Annotated in this window: 20 protein-coding genes; 6 read left to right on the plus strand and 14 right to left on the minus strand. The window is 60.9% G+C overall.

What is annotated here, in order from left to right; translation table 11 throughout:
- Positions 1–5: 5 nt before the first annotated feature.
- The 9 genes from AC1Q5O_RS18225 to AC1Q5O_RS18265 all read right to left on the minus strand — a co-directional run bounded on the left by AC1Q5O_RS18225 (position 6) and on the right by AC1Q5O_RS18265 (position 14,009).
- Positions 6–1,583 (minus strand): cytochrome ubiquinol oxidase subunit I, encoded by a 1,578-nt coding sequence (locus AC1Q5O_RS18225; protein ID WP_223615876.1) that lies wholly within the window; start codon positions 1,581–1,583, stop codon positions 6–8.
- 80 nt (positions 1,584–1,663) lie between these two features.
- Positions 1,664–3,355 carry an amino acid ABC transporter ATP-binding/permease protein gene (locus AC1Q5O_RS18230; RefSeq protein WP_492564895.1) on the minus strand — a complete coding sequence of 564 codons (1,692 nt, stop codon included), beginning with the start codon at positions 3,353–3,355 and terminating at the stop codon, positions 1,664–1,666.
- On the minus strand, positions 3,352–5,124 hold the full coding sequence (cydD, locus tag AC1Q5O_RS18235) for a thiol reductant ABC exporter subunit CydD (RefSeq protein WP_492564897.1): 1,773 nt from the start codon (positions 5,122–5,124) through the stop codon (positions 3,352–3,354). Before cydD ends, AC1Q5O_RS18230 begins: the two co-directional genes overlap by 4 nt.
- Before the next feature lie 5 nt (positions 5,125–5,129).
- Entirely contained in the window at positions 5,130–5,702 is a 573-nt protein-coding gene (locus AC1Q5O_RS18240) for a GbsR/MarR family transcriptional regulator (RefSeq protein ID WP_223615878.1), read from the minus strand.
- A gap of 206 nt (positions 5,703–5,908) precedes the next feature.
- Positions 5,909–6,736 (minus strand): iron uptake system protein EfeO, encoded by an 828-nt coding sequence (efeO, locus tag AC1Q5O_RS18245; protein WP_492564900.1) that lies wholly within the window; start codon positions 6,734–6,736, stop codon positions 5,909–5,911.
- 11 nt (positions 6,737–6,747) lie between these two features.
- Complete coding sequence (gene efeB, locus AC1Q5O_RS18250) at positions 6,748–8,061, minus strand: iron uptake transporter deferrochelatase/peroxidase subunit (protein WP_492564902.1); 1,314 nt, start codon at positions 8,059–8,061, stop codon at positions 6,748–6,750.
- A 16-nt stretch (positions 8,062–8,077) separates the two neighbouring features.
- Complete coding sequence (gene efeO, locus AC1Q5O_RS18255; RefSeq protein WP_492564904.1) at positions 8,078–9,268, minus strand: iron uptake system protein EfeO; 1,191 nt, start codon at positions 9,266–9,268, stop codon at positions 8,078–8,080.
- Positions 9,269–9,277: 9 nt separating this feature from the next.
- Entirely contained in the window at positions 9,278–10,117 is an 840-nt protein-coding gene (gene efeU / locus AC1Q5O_RS18260) for an iron uptake transporter permease EfeU (RefSeq protein WP_492564906.1), read from the minus strand.
- 274 nt (positions 10,118–10,391) lie between these two features.
- Complete coding sequence (locus AC1Q5O_RS18265; protein WP_492564907.1) at positions 10,392–14,009, minus strand: hydantoinase B/oxoprolinase family protein; 3,618 nt, start codon at positions 14,007–14,009, stop codon at positions 10,392–10,394.
- A gap of 120 nt (positions 14,010–14,129) precedes the next feature.
- Here AC1Q5O_RS18265 and AC1Q5O_RS18270 point away from each other — a divergent pair, with 120 nt between their 5' ends.
- From AC1Q5O_RS18270 to AC1Q5O_RS18295, 6 genes are read left to right on the plus strand one after another with little or no spacing between them, the layout of a single operon-like run.
- A complete protein-coding gene (locus AC1Q5O_RS18270) occupies positions 14,130–14,717 on the plus strand; it encodes a winged helix DNA-binding protein (protein ID WP_105735062.1) in 588 nt (195 codons plus the stop codon).
- A 10-nt stretch (positions 14,718–14,727) separates the two neighbouring features.
- The gene (locus tag AC1Q5O_RS18275) at positions 14,728–16,560 is read left to right on the plus strand and encodes an ABC transporter ATP-binding protein (protein WP_492564909.1); all 1,833 of its coding nucleotides are present in this window, start codon (positions 14,728–14,730) and stop codon (positions 16,558–16,560) included.
- 35 nt (positions 16,561–16,595) lie between these two features.
- Complete coding sequence (locus AC1Q5O_RS18280) at positions 16,596–18,131, plus strand: ABC transporter substrate-binding protein (protein ID WP_492564911.1); 1,536 nt, start codon at positions 16,596–16,598, stop codon at positions 18,129–18,131.
- A 57-nt stretch (positions 18,132–18,188) separates the two neighbouring features.
- Positions 18,189–19,112, plus strand: a complete 924-nt coding sequence (locus tag AC1Q5O_RS18285; RefSeq protein WP_492564913.1) for an ABC transporter permease — start codon at positions 18,189–18,191, stop codon at positions 19,110–19,112.
- A gap of 4 nt (positions 19,113–19,116) precedes the next feature.
- Entirely contained in the window at positions 19,117–19,971 is an 855-nt protein-coding gene (locus AC1Q5O_RS18290; protein ID WP_130272160.1) for an ABC transporter permease, read from the plus strand.
- 16 nt (positions 19,972–19,987) lie between these two features.
- A complete protein-coding gene (locus AC1Q5O_RS18295; RefSeq protein ID WP_492564916.1) occupies positions 19,988–21,718 on the plus strand; it encodes a M14 family metallopeptidase in 1,731 nt (576 codons plus the stop codon).
- A gap of 9 nt (positions 21,719–21,727) precedes the next feature.
- Here AC1Q5O_RS18295 and AC1Q5O_RS18300 read toward each other — a convergent pair whose 3' ends face one another.
- From AC1Q5O_RS18300 to AC1Q5O_RS18320, 5 genes are all read right to left on the minus strand, one after another.
- Positions 21,728–22,633: a DMT family transporter gene (locus AC1Q5O_RS18300; RefSeq protein ID WP_492564917.1), complete on the minus strand. Its 906-nt coding sequence runs from the start codon at positions 22,631–22,633 to the stop codon at positions 21,728–21,730.
- A 193-nt stretch (positions 22,634–22,826) separates the two neighbouring features.
- Complete coding sequence (locus AC1Q5O_RS18305; RefSeq protein WP_492564919.1) at positions 22,827–23,630, minus strand: alpha/beta fold hydrolase; 804 nt, start codon at positions 23,628–23,630, stop codon at positions 22,827–22,829.
- A 29-nt stretch (positions 23,631–23,659) separates the two neighbouring features.
- The gene (locus AC1Q5O_RS18310; RefSeq protein ID WP_492564921.1) at positions 23,660–24,379 is read right to left on the minus strand and encodes an ABC transporter ATP-binding protein; all 720 of its coding nucleotides are present in this window, start codon (positions 24,377–24,379) and stop codon (positions 23,660–23,662) included.
- The gene (locus AC1Q5O_RS18315; protein ID WP_492564923.1) at positions 24,360–25,124 is read right to left on the minus strand and encodes an ABC transporter ATP-binding protein; all 765 of its coding nucleotides are present in this window, start codon (positions 25,122–25,124) and stop codon (positions 24,360–24,362) included. Before AC1Q5O_RS18315 ends, AC1Q5O_RS18310 begins: the two co-directional genes overlap by 20 nt.
- Positions 25,121–26,128, minus strand: a complete 1,008-nt coding sequence (locus AC1Q5O_RS18320; RefSeq protein WP_492564925.1) for a branched-chain amino acid ABC transporter permease — start codon at positions 26,126–26,128, stop codon at positions 25,121–25,123. Before AC1Q5O_RS18320 ends, AC1Q5O_RS18315 begins: the two co-directional genes overlap by 4 nt.
- Between the last annotated feature and the right edge of the window lies 1 nt (position 26,129).

Raw genomic sequence — 26,129 nt, forward strand, 5'->3', positions numbered from 1 at the left:
ATTGTTTACTCCGCCGGTACGATATGGGGGGAAATCAGGACGGCTTCTGGCTCGTTGTCCAGTTCCGGCCCCTTGCGAATGGCACGAAGCATCAGGCCCATCTCGATCACGAACAGGATTGTGTAGATCGTCACAAATCCGGCAATCGTGATCAGCAGGGACGTCGCGCCCAGATTGGAAACGGCTGCCGCCGTTGGCAGGACACCCTCGATGATCCAGGGCTGGCGGCCGAATTCCGCAACGATCCATCCCATCTCCGCTGCAACCCAGGGGAGGGGGATCGCCAGGACTGCAATGCGCAATAGCCATGGATATGTATCGAGTTGCCGCCGGACCGACAGCACGAAGAACGTCCCGGTCAACAGGATGAAGAACATGCCGAGACCGACCATGATGCGGAACGACCAGAAGAGTGTTGGAACGTGCGGGACCGTATCCAGCGCGGCCTTTTCGATCTGGGCATCGGTTGCCTGGCGCGGATCATCGACATAGCGCTTGAGAAGCAGGGCGTAACCGAGATCGGCGCCGTTGTCTTCAAACTTGGCCCGCACGTCCGGTGCGATCGCATTGGTGCTGCCGGCAGCACGAATCTGTTGCAGCGCGTCATAAGCCAGGAGCCCCTGTTTGATCCGCACTTCCGCATGCTTGACCAGATCCTCGATTCCGGGAATTTCCGTGGTCAGCGACCGCGTTCCGATGAGCCCCATCACCCAGGGAATACGAACCGCATAATGGGTTTCACGGCTCTGCTGATCGGGAAAACCGAATGCCGTGAAGGCAGCCGGAGCAGGCTCGGTCTCCCACATCGCCTCAATCGAGGCGAGTTTCATTTTCTGGTGTTCGGTGGAGAGATAGCCGCTCTCATCACCAAGCACGACGACGGAAAGGGCCGCGGCCAGTCCGAAGGATGCCGCCACCGTCATCGACCGCTTGGCCAGCGCCGTGTGACGCCCCTTCAGGACATACCAGGCGGAAACACCCAGAACAAAGATGGAAGCCGTTACGTAACCGGCGGAAACCGTGTGAACGAATTTCGCCTGGGCGACCGGGTTGAACAAAACTGCAAAGAAATCAGTAACTTCCATGCGCATCGTCTGGGGATTGAACGCTGACCCCACCGGATTTTGCATCCAGCCATTGGCGATCAATATCCACAAGGCGGAGAAGTTCGAGCCGATTGCGACCAGCCAGGTTGCCGTGAGGTGTCCCACTTTGGACAGCTTATCCCAGCCGAAGAAGAACAACCCGACAAAGGTCGCTTCCAGAAAGAACGCCATGAGGCCTTCAATGGCCAGCGGCGCCCCAAAGATATCACCGACATACTGGCTGTAATAACTCCAGTTCATGCCGAACTGGAATTCCATGACAATGCCGGTGGCCACACCGAGCGCAAAATTGATACCGAACAATGTGCCCCAGAACTTGGTCATCTGGCGCCATATGACGCGGCCGGTCATGACGTAGACGGTCTCCATGATTGCAAGCAATACGGAGAGGCCAAGCGTCAATGGTACGAAGAGAAAGTGATAAAGCGCGGTTATCGCAAATTGCAGGCGCGAAAGCGCTACGATGTCGAGTTCCATCTGCTCATGCCGGGCTTACGCCCGACCCCCTGTTGATCGGCGCCGCGAAGGGCGGACGCCGAGTGATTGAGACTGCGTCCTCAGTCCGGCCGCAGTGCTGCAAGTGCGGCGTCGAATTCTGGTTCGCCGCGGTGTAAAGAGGCAACGATCTGCCCCTGTTTCATGATGAGGAGACGGTCGGCCATTTCAGCCTCCCGCCGTATATGTGTGGCGACAAGGACCGCGTGACCGGTCATCTCGTGCCTCAGCCGCCGCAGGACATCCCGCGCTGTGTCGCCGTCCAGCCCTTCGGTCGGTTCGTCCAGCAGCCAGAGCGTCGCGTTGCGCAGAAGCAGCCGTGCCAATGCAAGACGGCGCAACTGTCCGCCCGAAAGCCCCAACCCGCCTTCACCAAGCCGGGTATCGAGTCGGGCCGGTAATTTTTCCACATGGTTTGCCAGCCCGGCTATCACAAGCACCTGCCAAAGGCGGTCATCCGCGGCGTCGGGGTCCGCAAGCCTGAGATTCTCGCGCAGACTATCCTGAAAGAGTTCCGTCCGTTGTGTCAGGCGTGCCGAAGGGACATAGGCGGCATGGCCACTCACAGGCTGCAATTCACCGGCAATCAGGGCCAGCAATGTCGATTTTCCCGCACCGCTGGCGCCAACCAGCGCAACGCGCTCGCCCTTCGCCAATGACAGCGAGACATCCGTGAGGGCGGGATGAGCTGCGCCCTGATGAACGGCCGTGACTTTCTCAAGCGCTACCGCCAGACCTACGGGAGGAGGGGAGGCGAGGGGAGGCGAGGGGACAGCGGCAAGATTGCCGCCGATGCGCCGCGCGGCAAGAATGGTGCGGCCAAGTTCAACTGCGCCGCGCCGCAGCCCGGCAAAGGGTTCAAGCGCTGCCAGGGCCATGAGAACAGCCAGGGCCGCAACCGGCGCCCCGATCAGACCCGCCTGTGCCAGAATGGCAACGGCCAACAGCGTACCGGCGAGAAGCACGGCGGAGGCGATGCCGAAACCTGCGGTGACCGCCATTTCAACCCGGTTGAGCCCGTCATCCGCATTCACCAGACGATCATCGGCGGATTGGATGGCAGCGCACTGCGCCGCCACCCGGCTGGCCATGATAAGGTCCGTCTGCCCCGCGACAAGATCGATCACACGCGAGCGAAGCGCTTCCATCGCATGGGCCCGGCGGCGCGCCGCATCCAGCGAAAAGCGCCCCGCTAGAAAGGGTATCGCCAGCCCTGTTGCGAGAAGCCAGGCAGCCACGCCCAGGCCAAACAGCGGATGCATCAGCCCGAAGACCACACTCACAGCCACCGCGGAACACAGCGCGACGGCGCCCGGCACCACTATCCGCAGATAGAGCGAATCCAGGGCGTCGATGTCGGCCGTCAGCCGGAACAGCAGCTTTGACGGCCGGCGGAGCAGCAGATGGGCCGCCTCGGGTCTGGCCCATCCGCGAAACAAGGTCTCGCGCAGACCGGCGAGAACACCGAGCGTGGCGTCATGGGTGGTCAACCGCTCGCCGTAGCGCGCAGCGGTACGGGCAAGGGCCAGAAAACGGATACCTGCCGACGGGGCGAAGACATCGAACGTGAAAGCCGTTGCCGAGGACAATCCGGCAATGGCCGTGGCGGTGATGAACCAGCCCGACAAGCCAAGCAGGGCAATACCGGCAAGCACTGTCGCCGCCGCCAAAAGCGCACCCGCCAGCAGCATGAATCGCCGCTCTGCCAGGAAAAGCCGCAGCACAGGCCGGAAATCGCGTCGGAATGACATCACGCATCACTCCTTGTGAAAGCGGTCCGAAGATCGATGATGCGATCTGCCCGTGCGGCGAGAGCCGGATCATGCGTTGCGATGACCAATGTCTTGCCTTGCGCCAACGCAAACAATCTGTCGGCAATATCATTTGCCGTCTCATCATCGAGGTGAGCGGTCGGCTCATCTGCAAGAATCAGGTGCGCATAGGAATTTGCGGCAGCGCGCGCCAGGGCGAGACGCAGCGCTTCGCCGCCGGAAAGACCCGAACCGCCTTCGCCGATGGACGATTTTCCACGGGCATTGGCGACCGTGTCCAGAGCGGCATTGTGCAGCGCCGCTGCCACCGCATCCGCATCGACCTCCGGCCGACCCAGCGAGACGTTCGCGCCGACAGTCCCGGCAAAGATATGCGGTTTCTGGCCGACCCAAGCAATGCACCGCCGCTGTGTCGCAGCATTTGCTGCCATGGATTTGCCGGCAACCAATATGTCGCCGCCGTCCAACGGTGCCAGACCTGCAATCAGGGCCAGCAAGGTCGATTTTCCCGATCCGCTCGGTCCAAGCAGGGCCACGCTTTCACCCGGAGCGATATCGAGGCTGAACCGTTCGAAAACCGGCCGCCCGTCCCCGACATAACGGAACGTGACATCACGCATATGGACGGACGGCGCTCCGATCTGCGCAGGGAATGCAGTCCGGTCATCATGGGGCTTGTCGCCGTCATGCGGCAGGTCCACGCCCTTGACGGCAAGTTTCCGCAACGCCTCCAGCGAAGCTTCGCCTGCAGCACGGTCATGCCAGACCGCCGAAAGCTCGCGCAACGGCTCGAAGAAAGCGGGAGCGAGCAGCAGGATGAACAGCCCTTCGCTCAAGGAGAGCCTGCCGCTCCAGGTTCCGAAGTCGAGTTGCCCGAGGAGATGAAACCCGACATAGACCGCCACCATGGCAACGCCAAGCGCGGCAAAAAGCTCGAGGACAGCCGAGGATAGAAAGGCGATGCGCAGGACTGCCATCGTGCGGGACCGCAACGACTCCGCATCCGTCCTGAGGCGCCTTGCCGTCACATCCACCGCATCGAGCGCGCGAATTGTCGCCAGTCCGCGCAGGCGGTCGAGCAGAAACGCATTCATTCCGCCAACTTCGACCAATTGCGCCTCGCTTGCCGCCTTGGCGCGCCAGCCGATCAACGCCATGAACACGGGAATGAGCGGCGCGGCAACGAGCAGAACGATGGCAACAGCCCAGGACAGGGAAAGGACGCAGACAAGGATTGCAAGCGGGACCAGCGTTGCCTTGAACCGGGCCGGACGAAACCGCGCGAGGTAAGGCACCACGGCTTCGGCCTGCTCGGCCACGATACTCGCAGCCTCCCCGGAGGCAATCCGGCCGGGATCAAGCGGCGAACGATGGGCAAGGGCGAGAATGGCGTCCCGGCGCAGTCCGGTAAGCGTGGAGCGCGCACCATGGAAAGCGAGCCGGTTACCCGCAGCGTCGATGAATGCACGCACGACGCCGATTGCAAGAACGCCGGCGGCAAGCCAGACGACACCCGACAAACCGTTGCCCGCAGCGATCCGGCCGACAGCGATGCTGAGCAGGGCCGCCTGCGGCAGCCACAGGAGCGCGGCAACAGCCTGCACAAGGGCTGCGGACCGTCCTCCGGGCAAACGGCCTGATGTTTCCGTCCCGATATTATCCGGCTCAGTGGTTTTTGCGCGCACCTGGCCGTTTGCGGCCGGATCTCCTGCCCGCAAGGCTACCGGGGAACTGAGTGCATCGACTGACATGACATTTATGCCTTGTCCGGACTGCGTTTGGTGCGGCCGAGCGAGACGATCTTGTCTTTCGCCTCGAGCAATCGCGTTACCTTGGCGCCAAGCGTCAACAGAGTTGCAAGGCGGTCAGTTTCGAGCTTCTTCACGTCATCGTACCAAGTTGTGAGGCGCTCGATAAGCCCATGCATTTCCGCCATGCGTTCCTGTGCATGCCGCTCGGCATCGCTCGCCGGCTGCTGCATGAGTATTTCGCGCAAGACGGAGAGTGTCGGATCGACCTCGCGCTTCTTTCGTTCCTCCGCCAGCGTGCGCAAAATCTGCCAGACATCGTCCGGAGTTGTGAAGAAGTCCCGCCGGTCATCCGGCAGGTGTTTCAGCAGGACAAGATTCCAGGCCTGCAGCTCGCGCAAGCTCATCGATACATTCGATCTGGAAATGCCCAGCGATTCGACAATCTGATCGGCATTCAACGGTTCGGGCGTGACATAGAGCAGGGCATAGATCTGCCCCACGGTGCGATTGATGCCCCATCGGCTGCCCATTTCGCCGAAATGCAGCACGAAGGACTGAACGAGAGGAGGAAGGTTCATCAGAGATTCCCGACACAACAGTTATTTCAGTAATTACTGAAATTACGATATTCGATAAATCAATGAGATGCAAGTGACCTCGGAACTCAACCTAGCATTGCAACGATGACGGAAAGAATACGCTGTCTGTTCAGGGGCTTGGCCAACAAAAAACCCGGCCGTTGCCAACCGGGTTTTCCAATTTCCATCTGAACGCCGTGACGCGGTCAGTTCAGTCCGAGCTTGCCGCGCAGGGTCGAAAGATCTTCAGCCAGCGTGTTCACAGCAGCTGCAAGCACCGCGCGATCGTCGTCGGTCAGCTTGTCATAGAGTTCGTAGCCTTCCGCCGTCTTGTACTTCGACAGGGTTTTGCCGACCGTATCGAAATTACCCGCAACCTTGGTGACGAACGCGCCGTCACCCTTTTCGATCAGCGGCCGTGCCAGCTCGAAAATCTTGCGCGAACCATCGAAGTTTGCCTTGAAATCCCACAGGTCCGTATGGCTGTAGCGGTCTTCTTCGCCGGAAATCTTGGTCGCCGCCACTTCTTCCATCAAGGTCGCCGCGCCGCCGAAGACCTTCTCGGGCGGGAAGGTCAGATCGGTTATGCGCTTGTGCAGTTCAACCACATCGGCCTGGAGCTTGTCGGCAAACTCCGCCAGGCCTTCCGTGCTGTTCTGGCTGAACAGGCCATATTCAAGACGATGGAAACCGGTGAATGCCGGATCTTTTTCCTTGAGTTCGTGATTATCGGCACGCGAATCGATGGAGCCATCGAGATCGCTGAAAAGTTCGGCCACCGGCTCCACGATTTCGTAGTTCATGCGGGTCGGCGCATAAAGCTTCTTGGCCTTTTCAAGATCGCCGGCCTTGATCGCATCGGTAAAGGCCTTGGTCTCGCTGACCAGCTTTTCCAGGTTTTCACCGATGAAAATCTTGTACTCGGCAATGGGCCCGACGAGATCGAGAGGCGAGACCTCCGCATTGGCGACGCGCGGCGTCACGGCGGCCATGATCGCGAATACGCTCGCTGTGAGATAGGCTCTGAATTTCATGGGTAGCTCCTTCAGGATTTGGTGTTTGTTGGCGTGTGGCCGGCTGCTTCCAAGAGGGTTCGGCCAAGAAAATCGTCGGCGCCGGTGACGCCCGGCAGGGTAAAGAAGAAACCGCCGCCAATGGGCTTGATGTATTCTTCCAGCGGCTCGCCATTCAGCTTGTTCTGAACGGCAATGAATCCCTTCTCCAGATCCGCCTGGTAGCAAATGAACAGCAGCCCCTGTTCGAGCTGACCGGATTTGCTCACGCCGTTGGAATAATTGAACGGGCGGCGCAGGATGAGATGCGCGTCGGCGGCCTTGCTGCGGTCATTCGCCAGCCGGATATGCGCATCGAGCGGCGTGACAGCACCGTCCGGGTCTTTTGCATAATCGGGCACTTCCGTTTCGGTGCGGCCGCCAAAAGGAGCGCCGCTGGGCTTGAGCCGCCCGATAATGCGCTCCTGCTCGCCAAGCGGCGTGCGATCCCACCGCTCGACGAAATTACGGATGATCCGGACCGCCTGATAGCTGCCATTGCGCGCCCAGGCCGGTTCGTCGCCACTGTCCTGAACCCAGACAATCCGCTGCATCAGGCCGGCGTCGCCGGCATCGGGATTGGCCGATCCGTCACGAAAGCCGAGAAAGTTGCGCGCGCTCTGGTGCGTACCGTCGGGGCTGCGCGGCAGGACGGGAACCGACCCCTCCTGCTTCCAGCGCAGGACCATCAGATCCGGCAGGTTTTTCAGGATATCGCGCAGGGCGTGAATATTGGTATCCGGTGTATTCGACGATATCTGCAACGACAGGTCGCCATGACACAGCGACTGGTCCAGCGCGTCATTCTTGAACGCCTTCATCCGCGACAGGCTGACGGGTTTGTGGGGTGAAAGCCACTCCCGCTGCTCGAAGAACGATGCGCCAAGCGAAACGGTGATTGTCAGATTGTCGGGCAGGACCACCGGGCCGAGGATGCCGCTGTCCGCTGGCGGCAACTTGTCATCGAGGGCAGGGGGCGTGCCACCCGTCATCAGGAACGCAATCCGCTCGGTGAGGCTTCTGAACAGCCGCTCCACCTCTTCCGGCTTGCTCGCCAGGACCCGGAACGACGCCACCATGCCGGCGGCCGGACGCGGTGTCACGATGCCGGACTGATATTGCCCGTGGAAGGGCTGCTGTTCCAGCATCTTGTCGCTCACGGGAGCGTCGGTCACCTGTTCGCCGTGGCTGTTCGCAGCCTGAGACGTCGTGATGCCGGCCGCGAGCACACTGCCAGCTGCGCCCGCTCCGAGAAGGAGGCCGCGGCGGCTGGTCATGAAGGGCTTATTGTCTCTGTCCTTTGTCATGATTGCTCCCCCGGGCCTATTCAAGCCCGACAGCGGCATTCAGTTTGCCGATGGCATCGGCAAGTGCCTGCATCTGTGCGGCCAGTGCCGTTCTTTTGTCCGCGCTTACGCTGTCATAGGCCGGGAAACCATCCGCACGGTGCAGCGATTTCAGCGTGCCGTCCACGGCAGCAAAGTGCGCTTCGATATCCGCGACAACCGCAGGAGAGCCCTGTGCAACCACTGGCTTCATCAGCGCGATCATGCGCGACACACCGGCAAGATTGGCTTCAAAATCGGCAAGGTCGGTTCGCGCGTAGTGATTTTCGCCGGCGGCGATCCTCGTGCCCGCAATGGTACCGATCAGGCGGGTGGCGCTGGCGGCAATCTGATCAGGCGGGATGCGCAGTGACCGTACCCGATCCTTGAGCGCCGAAACGTCAGCCAGCAGTTTTGCCGAGACTGGCGCAAGGCCATCGAGGCTCTTGACCGAATAAAGCCCGTACTCGATGCGGTGAAAACCGGTAAAGCCGGTGTCCGCCTCGCGCTTTTCCAGATAGTCGGCGACAGGATCGATCGCATTGTGCAGATCGGCAAAGCGGTCGGCCATGGGCTCGATCTGCATGTAGGGCTGGCGGGCCTTCTGGTAGAGCTCCCGCGCCTTGTCGATATCACCGGCCTTGATGGCCTCGTCAAGCGCCTGCACGCCCTTCACAAGCGCACTCGTCTGCGTGGCAAGAAAGACCTGGTATTCGGCCAGCGGACCAACGAACGCCACCAGCGCCGGGCGCGCTGCCGCCGCATCGGCCTCCGCCGAAGGCGTTACGGTCAGGGTCCCGCGCGGATTGTTGAGCAGTCCGCAGGTGATTTGATACGTGCCTGGATTGAGCTTGGCAGTGAATGTCTGGGTAAAGCCCGGAACGATATTCTCCCGTTCTTCCAGCACCATGACGCCGTCGAGTATTTCCCATTCAAGGGCCCGATCCGACTTGTTGACAATATTGAATGTAGTCCGCCCGGCCGGAACGGTCAGGGCATTCGGATCACATTTTCCCTCACTGATCGTCACCGTGATTGCGCCAGCCGAGGCGCCGGTCTTGACCTTCGTCGAGGCATAATAAAATGCGCCTCCGCCAGCAACAACAAGCAAGCCGGCACCCATGACGGCAAGCTTCATCAGTGTTTGCGAGGGCGGGCGGGGAGCAGACGGGTTCGTATTCTGGACCATGGGATGCTTTCAGTGGGTTGGCCGGGATGCCGCGGCAGCGGTTTGACGCTGCGCTGGCCGCAGAAAGAAGAACAGGCTGACGGCGAGAAACACGACATAGGCGATGATCTCACCGAGCGTCGGCATATCCTGATAGCCGAACATGCCTGACAGCAGCGTACCGAAGGCGCTGCTGACCGGCAGCACGTTGCTCAAATCGAACACCACCGTCTGCAGGCTGTTCCAGACGCCCGCTTCATGCAGGTGCCGCAGCGAACCGGCAAGGATGCCCGCGGCCACCACGAGGATGAACAGGCCTGTCCAGTAGAAGAACCGTTTCAGGTTGAGACGGACACCGCCGGCATAGATGCCGTAGCCAAGACCGATGGAGACCAGGATGCCGAGAAGCGCACCGAGCGGCGCATCGGAGTTCGCGCTCTGCTGGAAAATGGCCAGGAGGAAGAACACGGACTCAAGTCCCTCGCGGGCCACTGCAAAGAAGACCATGGCAACCAGCGCCGCTCCCTGCTCGGAGGAATGGGCGAGCGCGTCGTCGATGGATGTGTGCAGTTCCGATTTGATGGAGCGGGCAGCCTTGCGCATCCAGAAGACCATGGATGACAGCACGATCACCGCGATGAAGCCGACAAGGGCTTCGAAAAATTCCTGGGCTTTCTGGGGAAACTGCGCGCTGACCATCTGCAGACCCGCGCCCACGAACAGGGACAGGGCAACGGCAAGCAGAATGCCCACCCACACGGCAGGCATCCAGGCACCGCGACCGGTCTGCTTCAAATAACTCGCAACAATGCCGACAATCAGCGCGGCCTCAATGCCCTCGCGCAGCATAATCAAAAATGGAACAAGCATTAAAACCAATCCTCGGCGCGGCCAGCCCGATGTTGCGCAGCGCTGGGCAAGTCATAAACCGGGACGAAAAACGAAGCAATAACAATATATTAGAAGAATTCTAAGAAGATGAGGCGGCGAATTTCTGTAATCTTTTCCGTATGTTGAGTGATTTTGTCCACTATTTTGCGACACGAAAATGTGCCCTTTGCCGCGCTTGCAAATACCACTGGTTGCAGAACATGAGGTCTTCAGGCAGGTTTTACCAAGAGGAAAGGCGCACCTGCCGGAAAATTCATGCCTCGGGCTTGCCGTAGCCGCCGCCCGTCGGCGTGACGATGATGAAGGCTTCACCCGCTTCCAGCACGGTGTGCGCACAGCCCTGCAGCGCTTCGACGGCGCCATTCCTGCGGCGCACCGCATTGGAGCCGGTCTGCCCCGGCTCTCCGCCCTGCAGACCGAACGGTGCGACACGGCGATGACCGGAAAGAATGGCGAAGTCGAGCTTTTCCTGTGCGCGGATCGTCCGCTGCGTGCCGTTCCCGGCGGACCACTTTCCCTTGCCGCCGGAACCGGCGCGGATGTGAAAGTCTTCCAGCACCACCGGGAAGCGCGTTTCGAGAATCTCCGGATCGGTCAGCCGGGAGTTGGTCATGTGGGTGTGAATGGCATCGGCGCCATTATAACCGGGGCCAGCCGGGGCGCCGGAACAGATCGTCTCGTAATACTGATACTGGTCATTGCCGAAGGTGAGATTGTTCATCGTGCCTTGCGCGGCAGCCTGCGCACCCACAGCACCGAACAGGCAGTTCGTGACGGCCTGGCTGACCTCGACATTCCCCGCGACAACCGCAGCGGGATATTCCGGCGAAAGCATGGTGCCATCGGGAACAATGATATGGATCGGGCGCAGACATCCGGCATTCATCGGAATGTCGCTCTGCACCAGTGTCCGGAAGACATAGAGCACGGCAGCGCGCGTCACCGGTCGCGGCGCGTTGAAATTGTCGGACCGCTGTTCCGATGTGCCGGTGAAATCGACGGTCACCTCGCGCGCAACCTTGTCTACCGAGATTTTGACGACGATGCTGCAGCCCTGATCCATCTCATAGCTGAAGCTGCCGTCCTGCAGCTGGTCAAGCACGCGGCGCACGCTCTCGGCGGCATTGTCCTGCACATGGCCCATATAGGCCTCGACGACATCCTCGCCGAAATGGCTGATCATCTTGCGCAGCTCCGCCACGCCTTTTTCATTGGCGGCAACCTGCGCCTTCAGGTCATTGACGTTCTGCAGCAGCGTGCGCACGGGGTAGCGGGCACCGGTTAGAAGGGCCGCCAGTTCGTCCTCGCAGAAACGGCCGCGATCCAGCAGCTTGAAGTTGTCGATGTAGACGCCTTCTTCTTCGATGTTCGTTGCCAGCGGCGACATGGAACCTGGCGCGATACCGCCGATATCCGCATGGTGGCCACGGCTCGCCACCCAGAAACGGATCGTCGTACCGGCATCGTCGAACACAGGCGTGCAGACCGTCAGGTCGGGCAGGTGGGTGCCGCCATTATAGGGGGCATTGATGAGGAAGACATCGCCGGGATGAATGACCGGATTTTCCCGGATTGCGGCGGCAACCGACGCGTCCATGGAGCCAAGGTGCACCGGCATATGCGGCGCATTGGCGACAAGATTGCCTTCCGCATCGAAAACAGCGCAGGAGAAATCCAGCCGCTCCTTGATGTTGACGGAATAGGCGGTGTTCTGCAGCGTCACGCCCATCTGCTCGGCGATCGACATGAAGAGATTGTTGAAAATCTCCAGCATCACCGGATCGGCCTTCGTGCCGATGGCCGAACGGTCCGGCAGCGCCTTGATGCGCTTGAGAACGATATGGTTCTTGGCCGTCAGTTCCGCCTGCCAGCCGTCCTCGATAACGATAGTCTGGTTCGGCTCGATGATGATGGCCGGGCCGGTGAGGCGCTGGCCGGGCTGCATTGCATCGCGCAGCACCACGGCCGCGTCATGCGCTACCCCTTGCGAATAGAAGCGGTTGTGCCGCACCGCATCCGGCTCGCCGGTCGCAGTCGCATTGACAGCCGCCTCGGCTTGACCGGCACCGCCGCCGACGGTCTCCACTTCCACCGCGTCGATAACGAGCGCCTTGTTTTCGGCGACAAATCCAAAGCGGCGCTTGTGCAGGATTTCGAACTCGCGCCGCAAACGGCCGATGTCGTCATGTGCCGGAAAGGTCGCCTCGACGGCCAGCACAGTATCCGTACCGGCGTAGCGGATATGGGCGCGCACGATGGTGGTGATCTCACTTTCGGCGATACCCTGCGCATTGAGCTCGGACAGGCATTCCTGCTGAAGCTCCGCAGCCAGACCGGCAAGCGGGGCAGGGGCGGCCGGATCGAGCGGCACACCCAGTGCCTTCTGCCGGGTCGCTCGGATATCAGCAAGGCCCATGCCATAGGCGGACAGCAGACCCGACATCGGATGAACGAGAATGCCCTTCATGCCCAATGCATCGGCAACCAGACAGGCGTGCTGGCCGCCGGCGCCGCCGAAGCAGCTGAGCGCATAGCGCGTCACGTCATAGCCGCGCTGTACGGAAATCTTCTTGATCGCCTCGACCATATTGGCAACGGCGATGCGGATAAAACCGTCAGCCACATCTTCAGGGCTGCGGCCATCGCCGATCCGGCCTGCCAGTTCGGCAAAGCGCGAGCGCACGGCATCGACGTCCAGCGGCTGGTTCTGGTCCGGTCCGAAGATCGGCGGGAAGAATTCGGGCAGGAGCTTGCCGACCATGACATTGGCGTCGGTCACGGCGAGCGGGCCGCCATTGCGGTAGCAGGCGGGACCGGGATTGGCACCGGCGGAATCCGGGCCGACCCGGAAACGTCCGGCATCGAAATGCAGGATGGACCCGCCACCGGCGGCAACCGTGTGGATGAGCATCATCGGCGCGCGTACCCGCACCCCTGCCACTTCCGTCTCGAAAGCGCGCTCGTACTCGCCATCGAAATGCGCGACATCCGTTGATGTGCCGCCCATGTCGAAGCCGATGACATTGGGAAAGCCGGCTTCTTCGCCGGTTCGGGCCAGGCCGACAACGCCGCCGGCCGGACCGGACAGGATGGCATCCTTGCCCTGGAACATATCGGCAGCGGTCAGACCCCCCGAGGACATCATGAACATGACGCGCGCGCCGGTGCGCGCAATATCGAGCTCCGCCGACACCTGTGCCACGTAGCGGCGCAGGACCGGCGAGAGATAGGCGTCGATGACAGTGGTATCACCGCGCCCGACCAGCTTGATCAGCGGCGAAACCTCGTGGCTGACGGATACCTGGGCAAAACCAATCTCCCGGGCGATTGCGGCCATGGCAGCCTCGTGCGCCGGAAATTTGTAGGCATGCATGAACACGATGGCGAGCGCGTCATAGCCTTCATCCTTCAACGCTTTCAGGGCTGCGCGTGCCTGAACGTCGTCAAAGGCGATCTCAACCGTGCCATCGGCGAGCACGCGCTCATTGATTTCGACAACCTGATCATAAAGCGCCTCGGCCTTGATGATCTCGGTGGCAAAGATGTTCTTGCGTTCCTGATAGCCAATGCGCAGGGCATCGCGAAAACCCTTGGTGGTCACTAGTGCCAGACGTTCGCCCTTGCGCTCCAACAGGGCATTGGTGGCAACGGTGGTGCCCATGCGCACTTCGCCGATGCGCCCGGCCGGAATGGCTTCGCCGGGCTTCAGCCCGAGATGCAGGCGGATGCCCTGCACGGCGGCATCCTTGTAGGCCTCGGGATTTTCGGACAGCACCTTGCGGGCATGCAGCACGCCTTGCGGATCGCGCCCGATGACATCGGTAAACGTGCCGCCCCGGTCAACCCAGAAATCCCAGCTTCCGATGCTCATCCCGCACTCCTCTTGATCGACTGCCACATTTGTAAGCATGCCCAATTAATAGACTATAGCGTCATTGACAATATGTCGATAAAATGATGATATAAATTCGTCAAGGCGGAGGCAAGCAGAATGACGACTGGTCCGAAAGACCACACCACGGCGGATCTCGAACAATTTGCAACGGCACTGCCGAAGCATCTCAAACCCGTCTCCTCCATTGGTCCCATTGTCTCGTCAGCCCATCTTGCCGAGGGCGGTTCGCCCGGCCTTTCCGAAGTCGAATACGGCATGATCCTCGCCTCCCATGCTTTTTCCCGCTGGATGGTGCGCTGCATGGCGGCCGCCGGACTGCCGGGGCTTTCCGCCACGGAAATTCTCATTCTCCACTCCGTCCGGCATCGCGGCCGCGAAAAGAAGCTTGCCGACATCTGTCTGGTTCTCGATATCGAAGACACGCATGTCGCCACCTATGCCATCCGCAAGCTGGAAGCGGCCGGGCTCGTCACCACCGGCAAGGCCGCCAAGGAAAAGACGATCAAGATCACCAACAAGGGCGCCGATGCCTGCACGCGTTACGCCCAGATTCGCGAGCGGCTGTTCGTGGCATCGACGACCAATGCCCGGCCGGCCGAGGATACGCTGTCGGAAATCGCAGCCGTCCTGCGCTTTCTCTCCGGCGCCTACGATCAGGCGGCCCGCGCCGCCACCACACTTTAAGGATAGCTGCGTGACCGATACCGCTTCAGCCCCGCTCTTGGCCGTGGACAATCTTTCGATCGCGTTCGGTCCGTCGCGCGTCGTGGAGAATCTGAGCTTTTCGGTGCGGGCAGGGCGCACGCTTGCCATTGTCGGCGAATCCGGGTCGGGCAAGTCCGTGACCTCGCTTTCCGTCATGCGGCTTGCCGATATGATGGGCGGCCAGTTCCCCACCGGCCAGGTGCTGTTCGAAAGCCGCCAGGGGCGGATCGACCTGACCACCGCCACGCAGAAAACCATGCGCGGCATTCGCGGCAAGGAGATCGCCATGATCTTCCAGGAGCCGATGACCTCGCTCAACCCGGTGTTCACCATCGGCGACCAGATCGCCGAAGTTCTGATCCTGCATGAGGGCATGTCCAAACAGGCAGCGCTGGCCGAGGCCAAACGGCTTCTGGACATGGTGCGCCTGCCCGACGCTGCCGATCTGCTTGGCCGCTACCCGCACCAGCTGTCCGGCGGCATGCGCCAGCGCGTCATGATCGCCATGGCGCTTGCCTGCCGCCCGAAACTGCTAATCGCCGATGAGCCGACAACCGCGCTCGATGTCACCATACAGGCACAGATTCTGACCATCATCCGCGAATTGCAGACCGAACTCGGCATGGCGGTGATCTTCATCACCCACGACATGGGCGTTGTCGCCGAAATGGCCGACGACGTGGTGGTGATGTGGAAAGGCCGCAAGGTCGAGGAAGGCCCGGTTGCCGATATTTTCGCCCGCCCGCAGCATCCCTATACCCAGACCCTGCTCGCCGCCGTACCAAAACTCGGCAGCATGACCGGAGAGGCCTATCCCAAGCGCCTGCCGCTGACGGTCATGGACGGTGACACACCCCGCCTTGTCGGCGGCGAGCATGTTCAGGACACGGCCCGCTACGGCCTGCCGCCCGTCCTATCGGTGCGTGATCTCGTCACCCGCTTCAACATCAAGAAGGGCATTTTCGGCGGCGTTACCCACCGGGTCCATGCGGTTGAGAAGGTTTCGTTCGACATCCATCCCGGCGAAACCCTTGCGCTTGTCGGCGAGTCCGGTTCGGGGAAATCCACGATCGGCCGCACGATCCAGCAACTGCAGAAAGAAACGTCGGGCACCATTCTGTTCGGCGGGCGTCCCGTCTCCTCGATGAATGGCACGGAGCGGCAAAAGCTGCGGCAGGAAATCCAGTATATTTTCCAGGACCCGTTTGCCTCGCTCGATCCGCGCAAGACCGTGGGCTTCTCCATTGCCGAACCCATTCGCACCCACGCATTGATCGGCGGCAGCAAGCCGATCCAGAAACGGGTCGATGAATTGCTGGAACGGGTAGGCTTGACCAGCGCCCATGCCAGCCGCTATCCGCACGAGTTTTCCGGCGGCCAGCGTCAGCGCGTCTGCATTGCCCGCGCGCTTGCTTCCAATCCCAAACTGATTATTGCCGACGAGGCGCTGTCGGCGCTCGACGTGTCCATTCAGGCGCAAATCCTCAATCTGTTCATGGAACTGCAGGAACAGCAGGGCCTCTCCTATCTCTTCATCAGCCATGACATGGCCGTCGTTGAAAAGATGAGTCACCGGGTCGCCGTGCTTTATCTGGGCCAGGTCGTGGAGATCGGTACCCGCCAGCAGATTTTCGAAACACCAGCGCATCCCTATACGCAGCGCCTTTTGTCGGCAGTCCCCGTGGCTGATCCCGCGCGCGTGCGCAACCGCGCCATGCTGGAAGGTGAAATACCAAGCCCCATTCGCCGCGTCGGCGACGAACCCGCCATTTTCAAGCGAACCGAAATTGCACCCGGCCACTTTGTGGCGAGTGCGGCCTGAACCAAACGTCTACATATAATGAGGAGAACACAACAATGATAAGAACACGACGGGGAATACATGCAGCGTTTCTGGCGCTGGGTCTGACAGGCACAGCCTTGCTCGCAGCACCCGCATGGGCGGCGGGCACGCTGACCATTTCGTCGCCGCAGGACCCGGGCAGCTGGGATCCGATCGATACGTTTCTCGTCAACTGGGCCTCGGTTGCCACCAATATCTATGATGGCCTGACCTATCGCGGCGCCGATCTGAAACTGGTACCCGGCCTTGCCACCGCCTGGGAAGAACTCGACGAAGGCAAACGCATCCGCTTCACCCTGCGCGAAGGCGTAAAATTCCATGATGGCGAACCCTTCAATGCGGAAGCCGTCAAATTCACCTTCGACCGTCTTCTCGGCGAAGAAGGCAAGAAGGGTCCGCAGCGTTCCAACTATGCCGCCATCGACAAGGTGGAAATCATCGACGCCAAAACCGTCGATTTCCATCTGAAGGCGCCGGATCCGGTGCTTCTGACCAAGCTTGCCGGCTATGGCGCGATGATCGTGCCGCCGAAATACATCCAGGAAAAGGGTGACGATTATTTCAACGCCCATCCCGTCGGCACCGGCCCGTTCAAGGCGGTCTCCTACGAGCCGAAGATCGGCATCAAGCTCGAAGCCTTTGCCGACCATTGGGGCGGCGCACCAAAACTCTCCAACCTCGAATATCGTTTCATCGCGGAACCCGCGACGGCCGTTGCCGAATTGCAGGCAGGCCGTGTCGATCTGGTCATTCCTCCCACCATTCCCGTCGGCATGATCCCGACCATTCAGGCCGATCCGAAGCTGGAAGTGGTCAGCACCGCCGGACCGACCGTCTATGCCCTGCGCTTCAACACCAAGAGCGGACCGACGGCGGATGAACGGGTGCGCAAGGCACTGATCCTTGGCGTTGATCGCGATGCGATTATCCAGACCATCCTTGGCGGCCAGGCAGCACCGATTGCCAGCTTCCAGGGCGCCCTGTCCTTCGGCAACGATCCCGACATGAAGCCGCTGCCCTACGATCCGGAAAAAGCCAAAGCCCTGTTGAAGGAAGCGGGCATTGCGACGGGCACCACGCTGCAGATCGACGTGCGCGGCAACGACTCCACGTTCAACGAGGTGTCGCAGGCCATCGCCAGCTATCTCCAGGTCATCGGGCTCAACGCGACGATCAAGCCCTACGAGACCAACGTCCTGCTCAACGACATCATTCCGGCGGGCAAGACCGGCGCGATGTTCGAACAGGCATGGGGCGGCTGGACGCTCGATTACGACAACACCGCCTATTCCATGTATCACTCGGGTGAAAAGTGGAACCCCTATGACAGCGATCCGAAGCTGGATGCGCTGCTGGAATCGCAGCGTTCCATCACCGATCGGGCAAAGCGCGAGGAAATCCTCAAGTCCATCGCCCACTACACGGTGGATCGGGCGCTGGAAATTCCGCTCTACAATTACAATGCGATTTTCGGCGTGAGCAAGCGCGTGAAGAATTTCACGCCTGTTCCCGACAGCCGTCTGCGGCTGACGGATGTCACGGTCGAGTAGCAAAACAGGCCCGTCGCCTTTCAATAGGCGGCGGGCCAAGGATTGAAGGATAGAGACGTGGCTGGTTTTCTCATCAAACGCTTTCTGCAGGCGATCTTCGTCGTCATTGTCGTGACGCTCATCGTGGCGTTCGCCATTCGCCTCACCGGCGATCCGGCGCTGATGCTGACACAAGGCGCAGGCAGCGTCACCGAAGCGGACCTTGTCCGCATCCGCGAGGCGCTTGGTCTCAACCAGCCGTTTCTTGTCCAGTATTTCGGCTTCATCAAGGGGCTGTTCACGCTGGATTTCGGCCGCAGCTTCCTTGGCGGCACGCAGGTCTCCACCCTGCTTGCCGCCGCCTTGCCCGCGACGCTGCTCCTTGCTTTCTCCTCCTTGATCGTCTCCATCGCCATTTCCATTCCGCTCGGCATCAAGGCAGCAACGGCGCGCGGCAAGTGGGCGGATCAGGCGATCCGCATCCTGTCGCTGGTCGGCCTGTCCTTCCCCAATTTCTGGCTGGCGCTCATGCTGGTGCTTTTGTTCGCCATCACGTTGAAATGGCTGCCGCCAAGCGGCATGAACGGTTTCGAGAGTTTCATTATGCCCGCTGTAACCATGGGCATCATCCTCACCGCCACCAATGTGCGCCTGGTGCGCACCGCCATGCTGGAAACCCTCAATTCACAATACATCATGGTGGCCCGCGCCAAGGGCCTCAGCGAGAATGTCGTGCTGTACAAGCACGCGCTGCGCAATTGCGCCATTCCGCTGATCACCTATTTCGGCCTGCAGTTCGGCGGCCTGCTCGGCGGTATCGTGGTGGTCGAGCGCGTGTTCAACTGGCCGGGTCTTGGCACACTCGCATTCGATGCGGTCGGCGCGCGCGACTATCCCGTGCTGCAGGCGGTCATCACAGTCCTTTCCCTGATGATCATCGGCGTCAATCTTCTCGTCGACATCGCCTACGGCCTTGTCGACCCGCGCATCCGGACGGAGTAAGCCCATGTCTGCCGTAGCCTCCACCCCTCGATTTGCGCGGTTCCGCAATCTGGAATTCATCCTCGGCGCGCTGCTCGCCGGCGGCATGTGCCTCGCCGTCATCTTCTCCAGCGTCATCTTTCCGGGCGGCGCCGAAAAGATCGACCTGATGGCACGCCTGCTGCCGCCTTTCATGAAATGGGCGCATCCCTTCGGCACCGATCCGCTTGGCCGCGATGTGCTGGCACGGGTGATCACCGGCGGCAAGATTTCACTGCAGGTCGGGTTTATCTCCGTTGCCGGCGCCGTCATCATCGGCGTGGTGATGGGCCTGATCTCCGGTTATTACCGCGGTTTCTGGGACATGGTGGTGATGCGGTTTGCCGATGTGCAGCTCGCCATGCCGTTCATCCTTCTTGCCATCACCTTCATTGCCATTGCCGGCGGCGGCCTGACCAACATGATCATCCTGCTGATTGTCTCGCAATGGGTGCAATATGCCCGGCTGGTGCGCGGCTCGGTGCTGTCGTTGCGGGACCGGGAATTCATCCTCTCGGCGCGCGCCATCGGCGTGAAAGACCACCGCATTCTGTTCCAGCATCTGCTGCCGAACCTGATCGGGCCGGTCATCGTGCTGATGACTCTCAATGTCGCCACCAACATCCTGCTGGAGAGCAGCCTGACCTTTCTCGGCCTTGGCGTCGACCCGCTGATACCGAGCTGGGGCGGCATGCTCGCGGACGGGCGCACCTATCTGCAGAATGCGTGGTGGGTCAGCGTCTTTCCCGGCCTTGCCATTCTCCTGACCGTACTGGGCTTGAACCTTCTGGGCGATTGGCTGCGCGACAGCCTTGATCCCACCGGACGAACATCGCGCTAATCAACAGTGAATTGAAATGACACTTATTTATGAAAGCGGTTTCAACCGCACCCTCGACCAGCTCCTCGCAACCTATGGCGAAGCGGCCGCCCGTGGCACGCGCTTCGAAGCCTGGCTGTTCGAGGATGCGCCGAGCCGCCGCGCCGCCGAAGCAAGGCTTGCGGCCATCGGCGTCGAGGCGCGCTTGCGCAGCGCCTACAAGCCGCTCCTGCATTTCTTTCTGGAAGAAGTCGATACCGAAGCCCTGAAAAGCATCGCCATCGCCTATCCCATGCACGAAAACTGCCCGCAGAACCGCTTTCTCCTCGAGACCTATCCGCTGGCTGCGCTGACCGGCACCGCCGAGCTGCGCTTCGAAACCGGTAGCAGCGCACCCTTCACCTATGATGTGACGCTGGTCTACAAGGACGGCCGCAAGGCTGAGCACAAGGTTTTCGCCCCCAATCGGATCCATACGGATTTCATTGGCGAAACCCTCGTCTCGCCCACCGGCTGGATCAGGCTGAACGGCGCCTTCGAGGGCACGCGCATCGAGACCGACTACGAAGCCCTGTTCGCCAATGCCATGCGCGCCGTGATCGATCACGACTGGGGCAATACCGAGCCCTATTTCGGCGAGCTCAACATCCGCGCAACGCTGCCCATGGCCGACCAGCCGCTGCCATTCGGCGACGAAGTCATCAGCCTGCGCGAGGCGCTGCACGAAGACTTCTATTTTTCGCTGCTGGAAGTATTCCAGAAAAAATCCGGCCGTCCGCTTGGTGACCGCGGGCTGCAGCCCGGGCAGATCATACCGGAGATCACTGAAGGCGAGGGGGCTCCTGCGATCCGGATCGAAATCCGCACGCTCGATACATCCGAAGTATCCGGCGAGGCACAGTCTCTTGCGACGGCGCATGCGCCCATCTTCGTTGCACAGGTCCGCACGGAACTTTCCGGTATCGAGGGTGAAACCTTCGAAGCACGCTCCCGTGCCGGGAGGGTGGTTCAAGCCCGCTACCACAGGGGCACCGATGCCGCCGTCATGATCAGCGGCGGCCAGCACCCGAATGAAACAACCGGTATCATCGGTGCGTTGCGCGGTGCACAGGCATTGGTAGATCGTCCTGGCGCGCATTTCACCATTTCGCCGCTGGAAAATCCGGACGGTTACGCCGTGCACCATCGTCTGCGCTCCGACAATCCGCGCCACATGCACCATGCTGCGCGGTACACGGCGTTGGGCGACGACCTGGAATACCGCACCGCCGCCCAGCCTTACGAGAAAGCGATCCGCTTTGAGGCACAGCGCCTGAGTGGCGCACGCCTGCACGTCAACCTGCACGGCTACCCCGCCCATGAATGGACACGACCGCTTTCCGGTTATGTGCCGCGCGGCTTTGCCATGTGGACCTTGCCGAAGGGTTTCTTCCTCATCATGCGTTACCAGCACGGATGGGAAGAGCGGGCCGAGCGCTTCATCGATGTGGTGACCCGGCGCCTGGCCGCCGTGCCGGGGCTCGTCGCCTTCAACGACACGCAGATCAGCCTCTACGAAACCCATGCGGGTGAAACCGGTTTCCGCATCATCAATGGCTTTCCCTGCATGATCTCGGTCGATGACAGGCATGACGTGCCCTTGACGCTGATCACGGAATATCCCGATGAAACGATTTATGGCGACGCGTTCATTGCCGGACATACCGCGCAGATGGAAACCGTTCTTGCCGCATATGATGCGTTTCAGATGATCGAATCCGTGGCCTGAGTGGAGGTCTCAGTGTTGGGCTTGCCCACTCAGCGTGATCAACATGACAGCGGTGATGGTGACGGCGGTACCGGCCAATTGTAGAGGCGTCATCATCTCATCTAGAAAAACAAAGGCAATGCCCAAGCCGAAAACCGGCGTCAGATTAAGAAAACTGCCGGCAATGTTCGCGCTGATCGAGCCCAGCGCACGCATGTAGAGCGAGAAGCCCAACGCATATTGGACAATACCGGACACAAGAACCAGCAGCCATATTCGAAGGGACTGGGGCAAGCCGATACCGTCCGGCGACAAGAGCCATTCCACCGGAAGCAAAACCAAGGCGAAGACCAGAGCCACGGTTTGTTGCCACGCGACGATGATGATCGGGCTGGTTTTCAACGCAATGCGCGACGACAGAACGACATAAATCGCGGCTACGGCTGTCGCAAAAAACATCAACGTGACGCCAAAGACGCCATTGCCCGTTGCTTCACTGAAATTGAGCAGACCCAAAGCAACCACCAGGCCCGCAAGCGCCACGACGGATAGAACCAGAAAGCGCCCCGTCGGTGCCACGCGCAGGATGACGACGGATGCCATCACGATCATGATGGCTTCCGATGACTGGATGAGTGTGGCCGCACCCGCCTTCATGTCTGTCAGACCGATAAGACCAAGCAGATAGGCGAGGCCGGGCTCGAGCAGCCCGAGCCAGGCATATCGCATAATTTCCCGCCAACGTCCGGACACGGTTCGTTGGCGCCAGACAATAAGCCACAACACCGCAACACTGCCGGCCAACTGCAGAACCAGGAGGGAGACCGGGGAAACATCGGCCAACGCAGATTTTGACATCACGGTCGCTGTTCCCCAGCATAGCGCCGCCAGCATCGCTGCACCTATCCCGGCATGAAAACTCGAAAGACTTTTCACGGGTAACTTCCTGTTTCAAATCACTCTGGTCTGAAATGCCGGACTGCGTGATTCAGACGCGAGCCCAGCGCATTCGGTGAAATCAAAAATGAAAATTCTACTGCCTGTCGAAATATTGACAGGACAGCATGATGATAGCCAAAATCACATAGCACAGAATGCGCGAGAGGTATTTGAGACTAAAGTCCAAGACTCAAGGCAATTTGTCGATGAAACTCAGCACCGCCTTGTTGAACAGTTCCGGCCTCTGCAGCGGGGCAAAATGGCTGACGCCGGGCAGGCCGGTCAGTTGGGCACTAGGAATGCTGCGGGCGAGATGGGCAGCGTGTTCGGGTTTGATGAACTCGTCATGCTCGCTCTGCACGATGGCAACGGGCACACGGATTCTACCGAGATCAGCGGTGGTATAATTGGGTTCGGTCTGCATCATCAGGCTGACCGCGCCGACAAAAGCGTCGAAGTCATCCGGCGTTGCCGAGAGCGCCGCGTAATCCTTCTTATGGCGGGCAAAACACCGGTCGATCACCGGTGTCGGCACGAATTCCCGGGTGCCGCTCGGATCCATGTTGCAGCCGAAGAAGAAAACACCCGTGAGGCGATCCGGCCTTTGGCTGGCAAGCACCAGCGCAATGCAGGCGCCGTCGCTCCAGCCGACAAGTGCCGCTTTTGCAAGCTGCAATCTATCCATCACAGCGAGAACATCCGACGCCATCAGATGATAGGTATAGGGCCGCTCGTCCCGCGTGCTGCGGCCATGGCCGCGGCTGTCGATGAGAATGACCCGGCGGCCGGAATTGACCAGGGCCGGAACCTGATACCCCCAATTGCCGCTGTGACCGAGGCCGCCATGCAGGAGGATCACCGGAGCGCCGGAGCCGTAGGACGCATACCAGATCCGCGCGCCATCATGCTCGACATTGCCTTCGGCTGTCGCCGCAGGCAAAGGCGCCGCGCCATCCGCCTCGAACATCGTCAGATCGTCGTCCTTGAATGTCATAGTGACCAATCCCCGGTCGGAACAAGGCTTCAGTGGGCGAGGCTCGACACGCCCAGCAGCTGATGAACCGTTTCATCGTCCTTGGACAACTGCTCCGACGAGCCGTCCCAGACGATGCGCCCGCGTTCGAGAATAATGACACGCTCGGCAAATTCCAAGGCGCTCTGGATACGCTGCTCCACCAGGAGGATCGTCATTTCACCGCTGGAAGCGAGGCGCGAAAACGCCGCCATCAGTTCCTCGCAGATAACCGGCGCCAGCCCCTCCAGTGGTTCGTCAAGAAGCAGCAGGGAAGGGCGGCCAAGGATGGTGCGGGCCGTGGACAGCATCTGCTGTTCGCCGCCCGACAGTTTTGAGCCGGAATTGGCGCGGCGTTCGTACAGGCGCGGAAACATGTCATAGGCTTCCTGCAATGCGCTGCGCGGCCTGCCCTTCAGCCCGACGAACAGATTCTCCTCCACCGTCAGCGATGGAAAAATCGCCCGAGACTGCGGAACGAAACCGAGCCCGCTCCAGGCGCGCGCGGCGCTGTCCATCGCGGTCAGGTCGCTGTGGCCGAGTTTGATGGTCCCGTCATAGCGCTTCGTCTGTCCGGCAAGCGTTGCGAACAGTGTCGTCTTGCCGACACCGTTGCGGCCGAGCACGGCCACGCGTGACCCCGCCGCTGCCGTGAAAGAGATGTTCTCGATCACCCGCGTCGGGCCATAGCCCGCACAGAGATTTTCGACTTCAAGCTGCGCTGCTGGCATGGGCATAGCTCCCCAGATAGGCTTCGCGCACCCGCGCATCTTCGGTCACGTCGCGCGGCGAACCATCGAAGATGACCGCCCCTGCGGCGAGCACCACGACCCGCTTGGCAAAGCGGAAAACGAGATCCATGTCGTGCTCGATCATCAGCACCGCGAGATCACCCGGCAGTTGCGCAAGCGCATTTTCGATCAGGAACGTATCGCTGTGCGGCACGCCCGCCGCCGGTTCATCCAGCAGCAGCACCTTCGGGCGCAGCGCCATCGCCAGGGCAATTTCCAGGAGGCGCTGCTGGCCATAGGCGATCGCGCCCACCGGCACGGTTGCAAGCGCACCGAGATTGAGCGTTTCAAGGATGCCGCGCATTTCGCGCATGACCTGCGGCATGGCATGAAAATTCCCGGCCATGCGCCCGGATTTGCCCTCGCGCTGCAGGATGGCCAGCGCCACATGCTCCTCGGGCGTCATTTCCGAGAACAACCGGGTGACCTGAAAGGAACGCACGAGCCCGGCACGCACACGCCGCATCGGACTGAAGCGGGAGATGTCCTCGCCATCCATCAGCACCCGTCCGGAACTCGCCTGCAGGTGCCCGGTCACCAGATTGACGAAGGTGGTTTTTCCCGCGCCGTTCGGGCCGATCAGCGCCAGCCGGTCTCCTCGCGCCATGGACAGTGAAACATCCCGGGTGACGTCCAGTCCGCCAAAGGATTTTTTCAGCCGTTCGACTGCAAAGACCGCACTCATGGATTGCTCCTTGCAAAACGTCTGGCGAGGTCTGCCGCCGTGCCATAGAGCCCCTTCGGTGCGAAGAGCACCACGGCAATCAGCAGGGCGCCGACAATGGTCAGCCAGTGGAACGGGTTGGCGGCGGAGACCACGTGTTCGAACCACATGAACACGACCGTGCCGGCAAGCGCGCCAAAGAGCGAGCCCGCACCGCCCAGCACCAGCATGACCAGCGCCTCGGCCGAGTTGGTGAAGCTCAGACTGTCGAGCCCGACGACCTGCGTTGATACCGCATTGAGCGCACCGCCAATGCCGGCGACGGCACCCGATATCACATACATCCTGATCAGGCTCGCCTTGACCGAAGCGCCCATGGCGCTGACGCGCACCGGGTCCTGGCGGATACCACGGCACAGCATGCCGAAGGGCGAGCGCACGAGGATACGCAGGAGAACAAAGACAGCGATGAGCAGGACAATACCGAAGACGTAGGCCGTCCGCCCCCAGAGATCGAAGGCAAAGAGCCCAAGCAGCGGATCGGGTGCGATGCCGGAAAGGCCGTCGCTGCCGCCGGTATAGGTGGATGCCTTGTTGGCCGCTTCATGGAAGAGGTGAATGACCGCAATGGACAGGACCAGTTGGGCAAGGCCATGGCCGCGCAGGATGACGACGCCGGAGACAAGACCGGCCACGGCTCCGGCGATCGCGCCGATACCGATCATGCTCAGCGGTTCGGTGATGCCAAAGGTGACGGCAGCAATGCCTGCCGCATAGGCCCCGGCACCGAACAATGCGGCATGGCCGAGGGTTGCAACACCGCAATAGCCCGTGACGAGGTCAAGCGACAGCACCAGCAGCATGATGGCAATGATACGCGTCAGCAGCGCCAGATTGTCCGGAAACAGGATGTAGCCGCCGATAGCAGCCAGGACGATGACGGCAACGCCGATAAGATCACGCTGCCATGGCCTGCCCGTGCGGACAGCTGGAGCGGCGGACGGGGAGATGTCGGTGGCGCTCATG

Source organism: Phyllobacterium sp. MT110 (genome assembly GCF_058792715.1).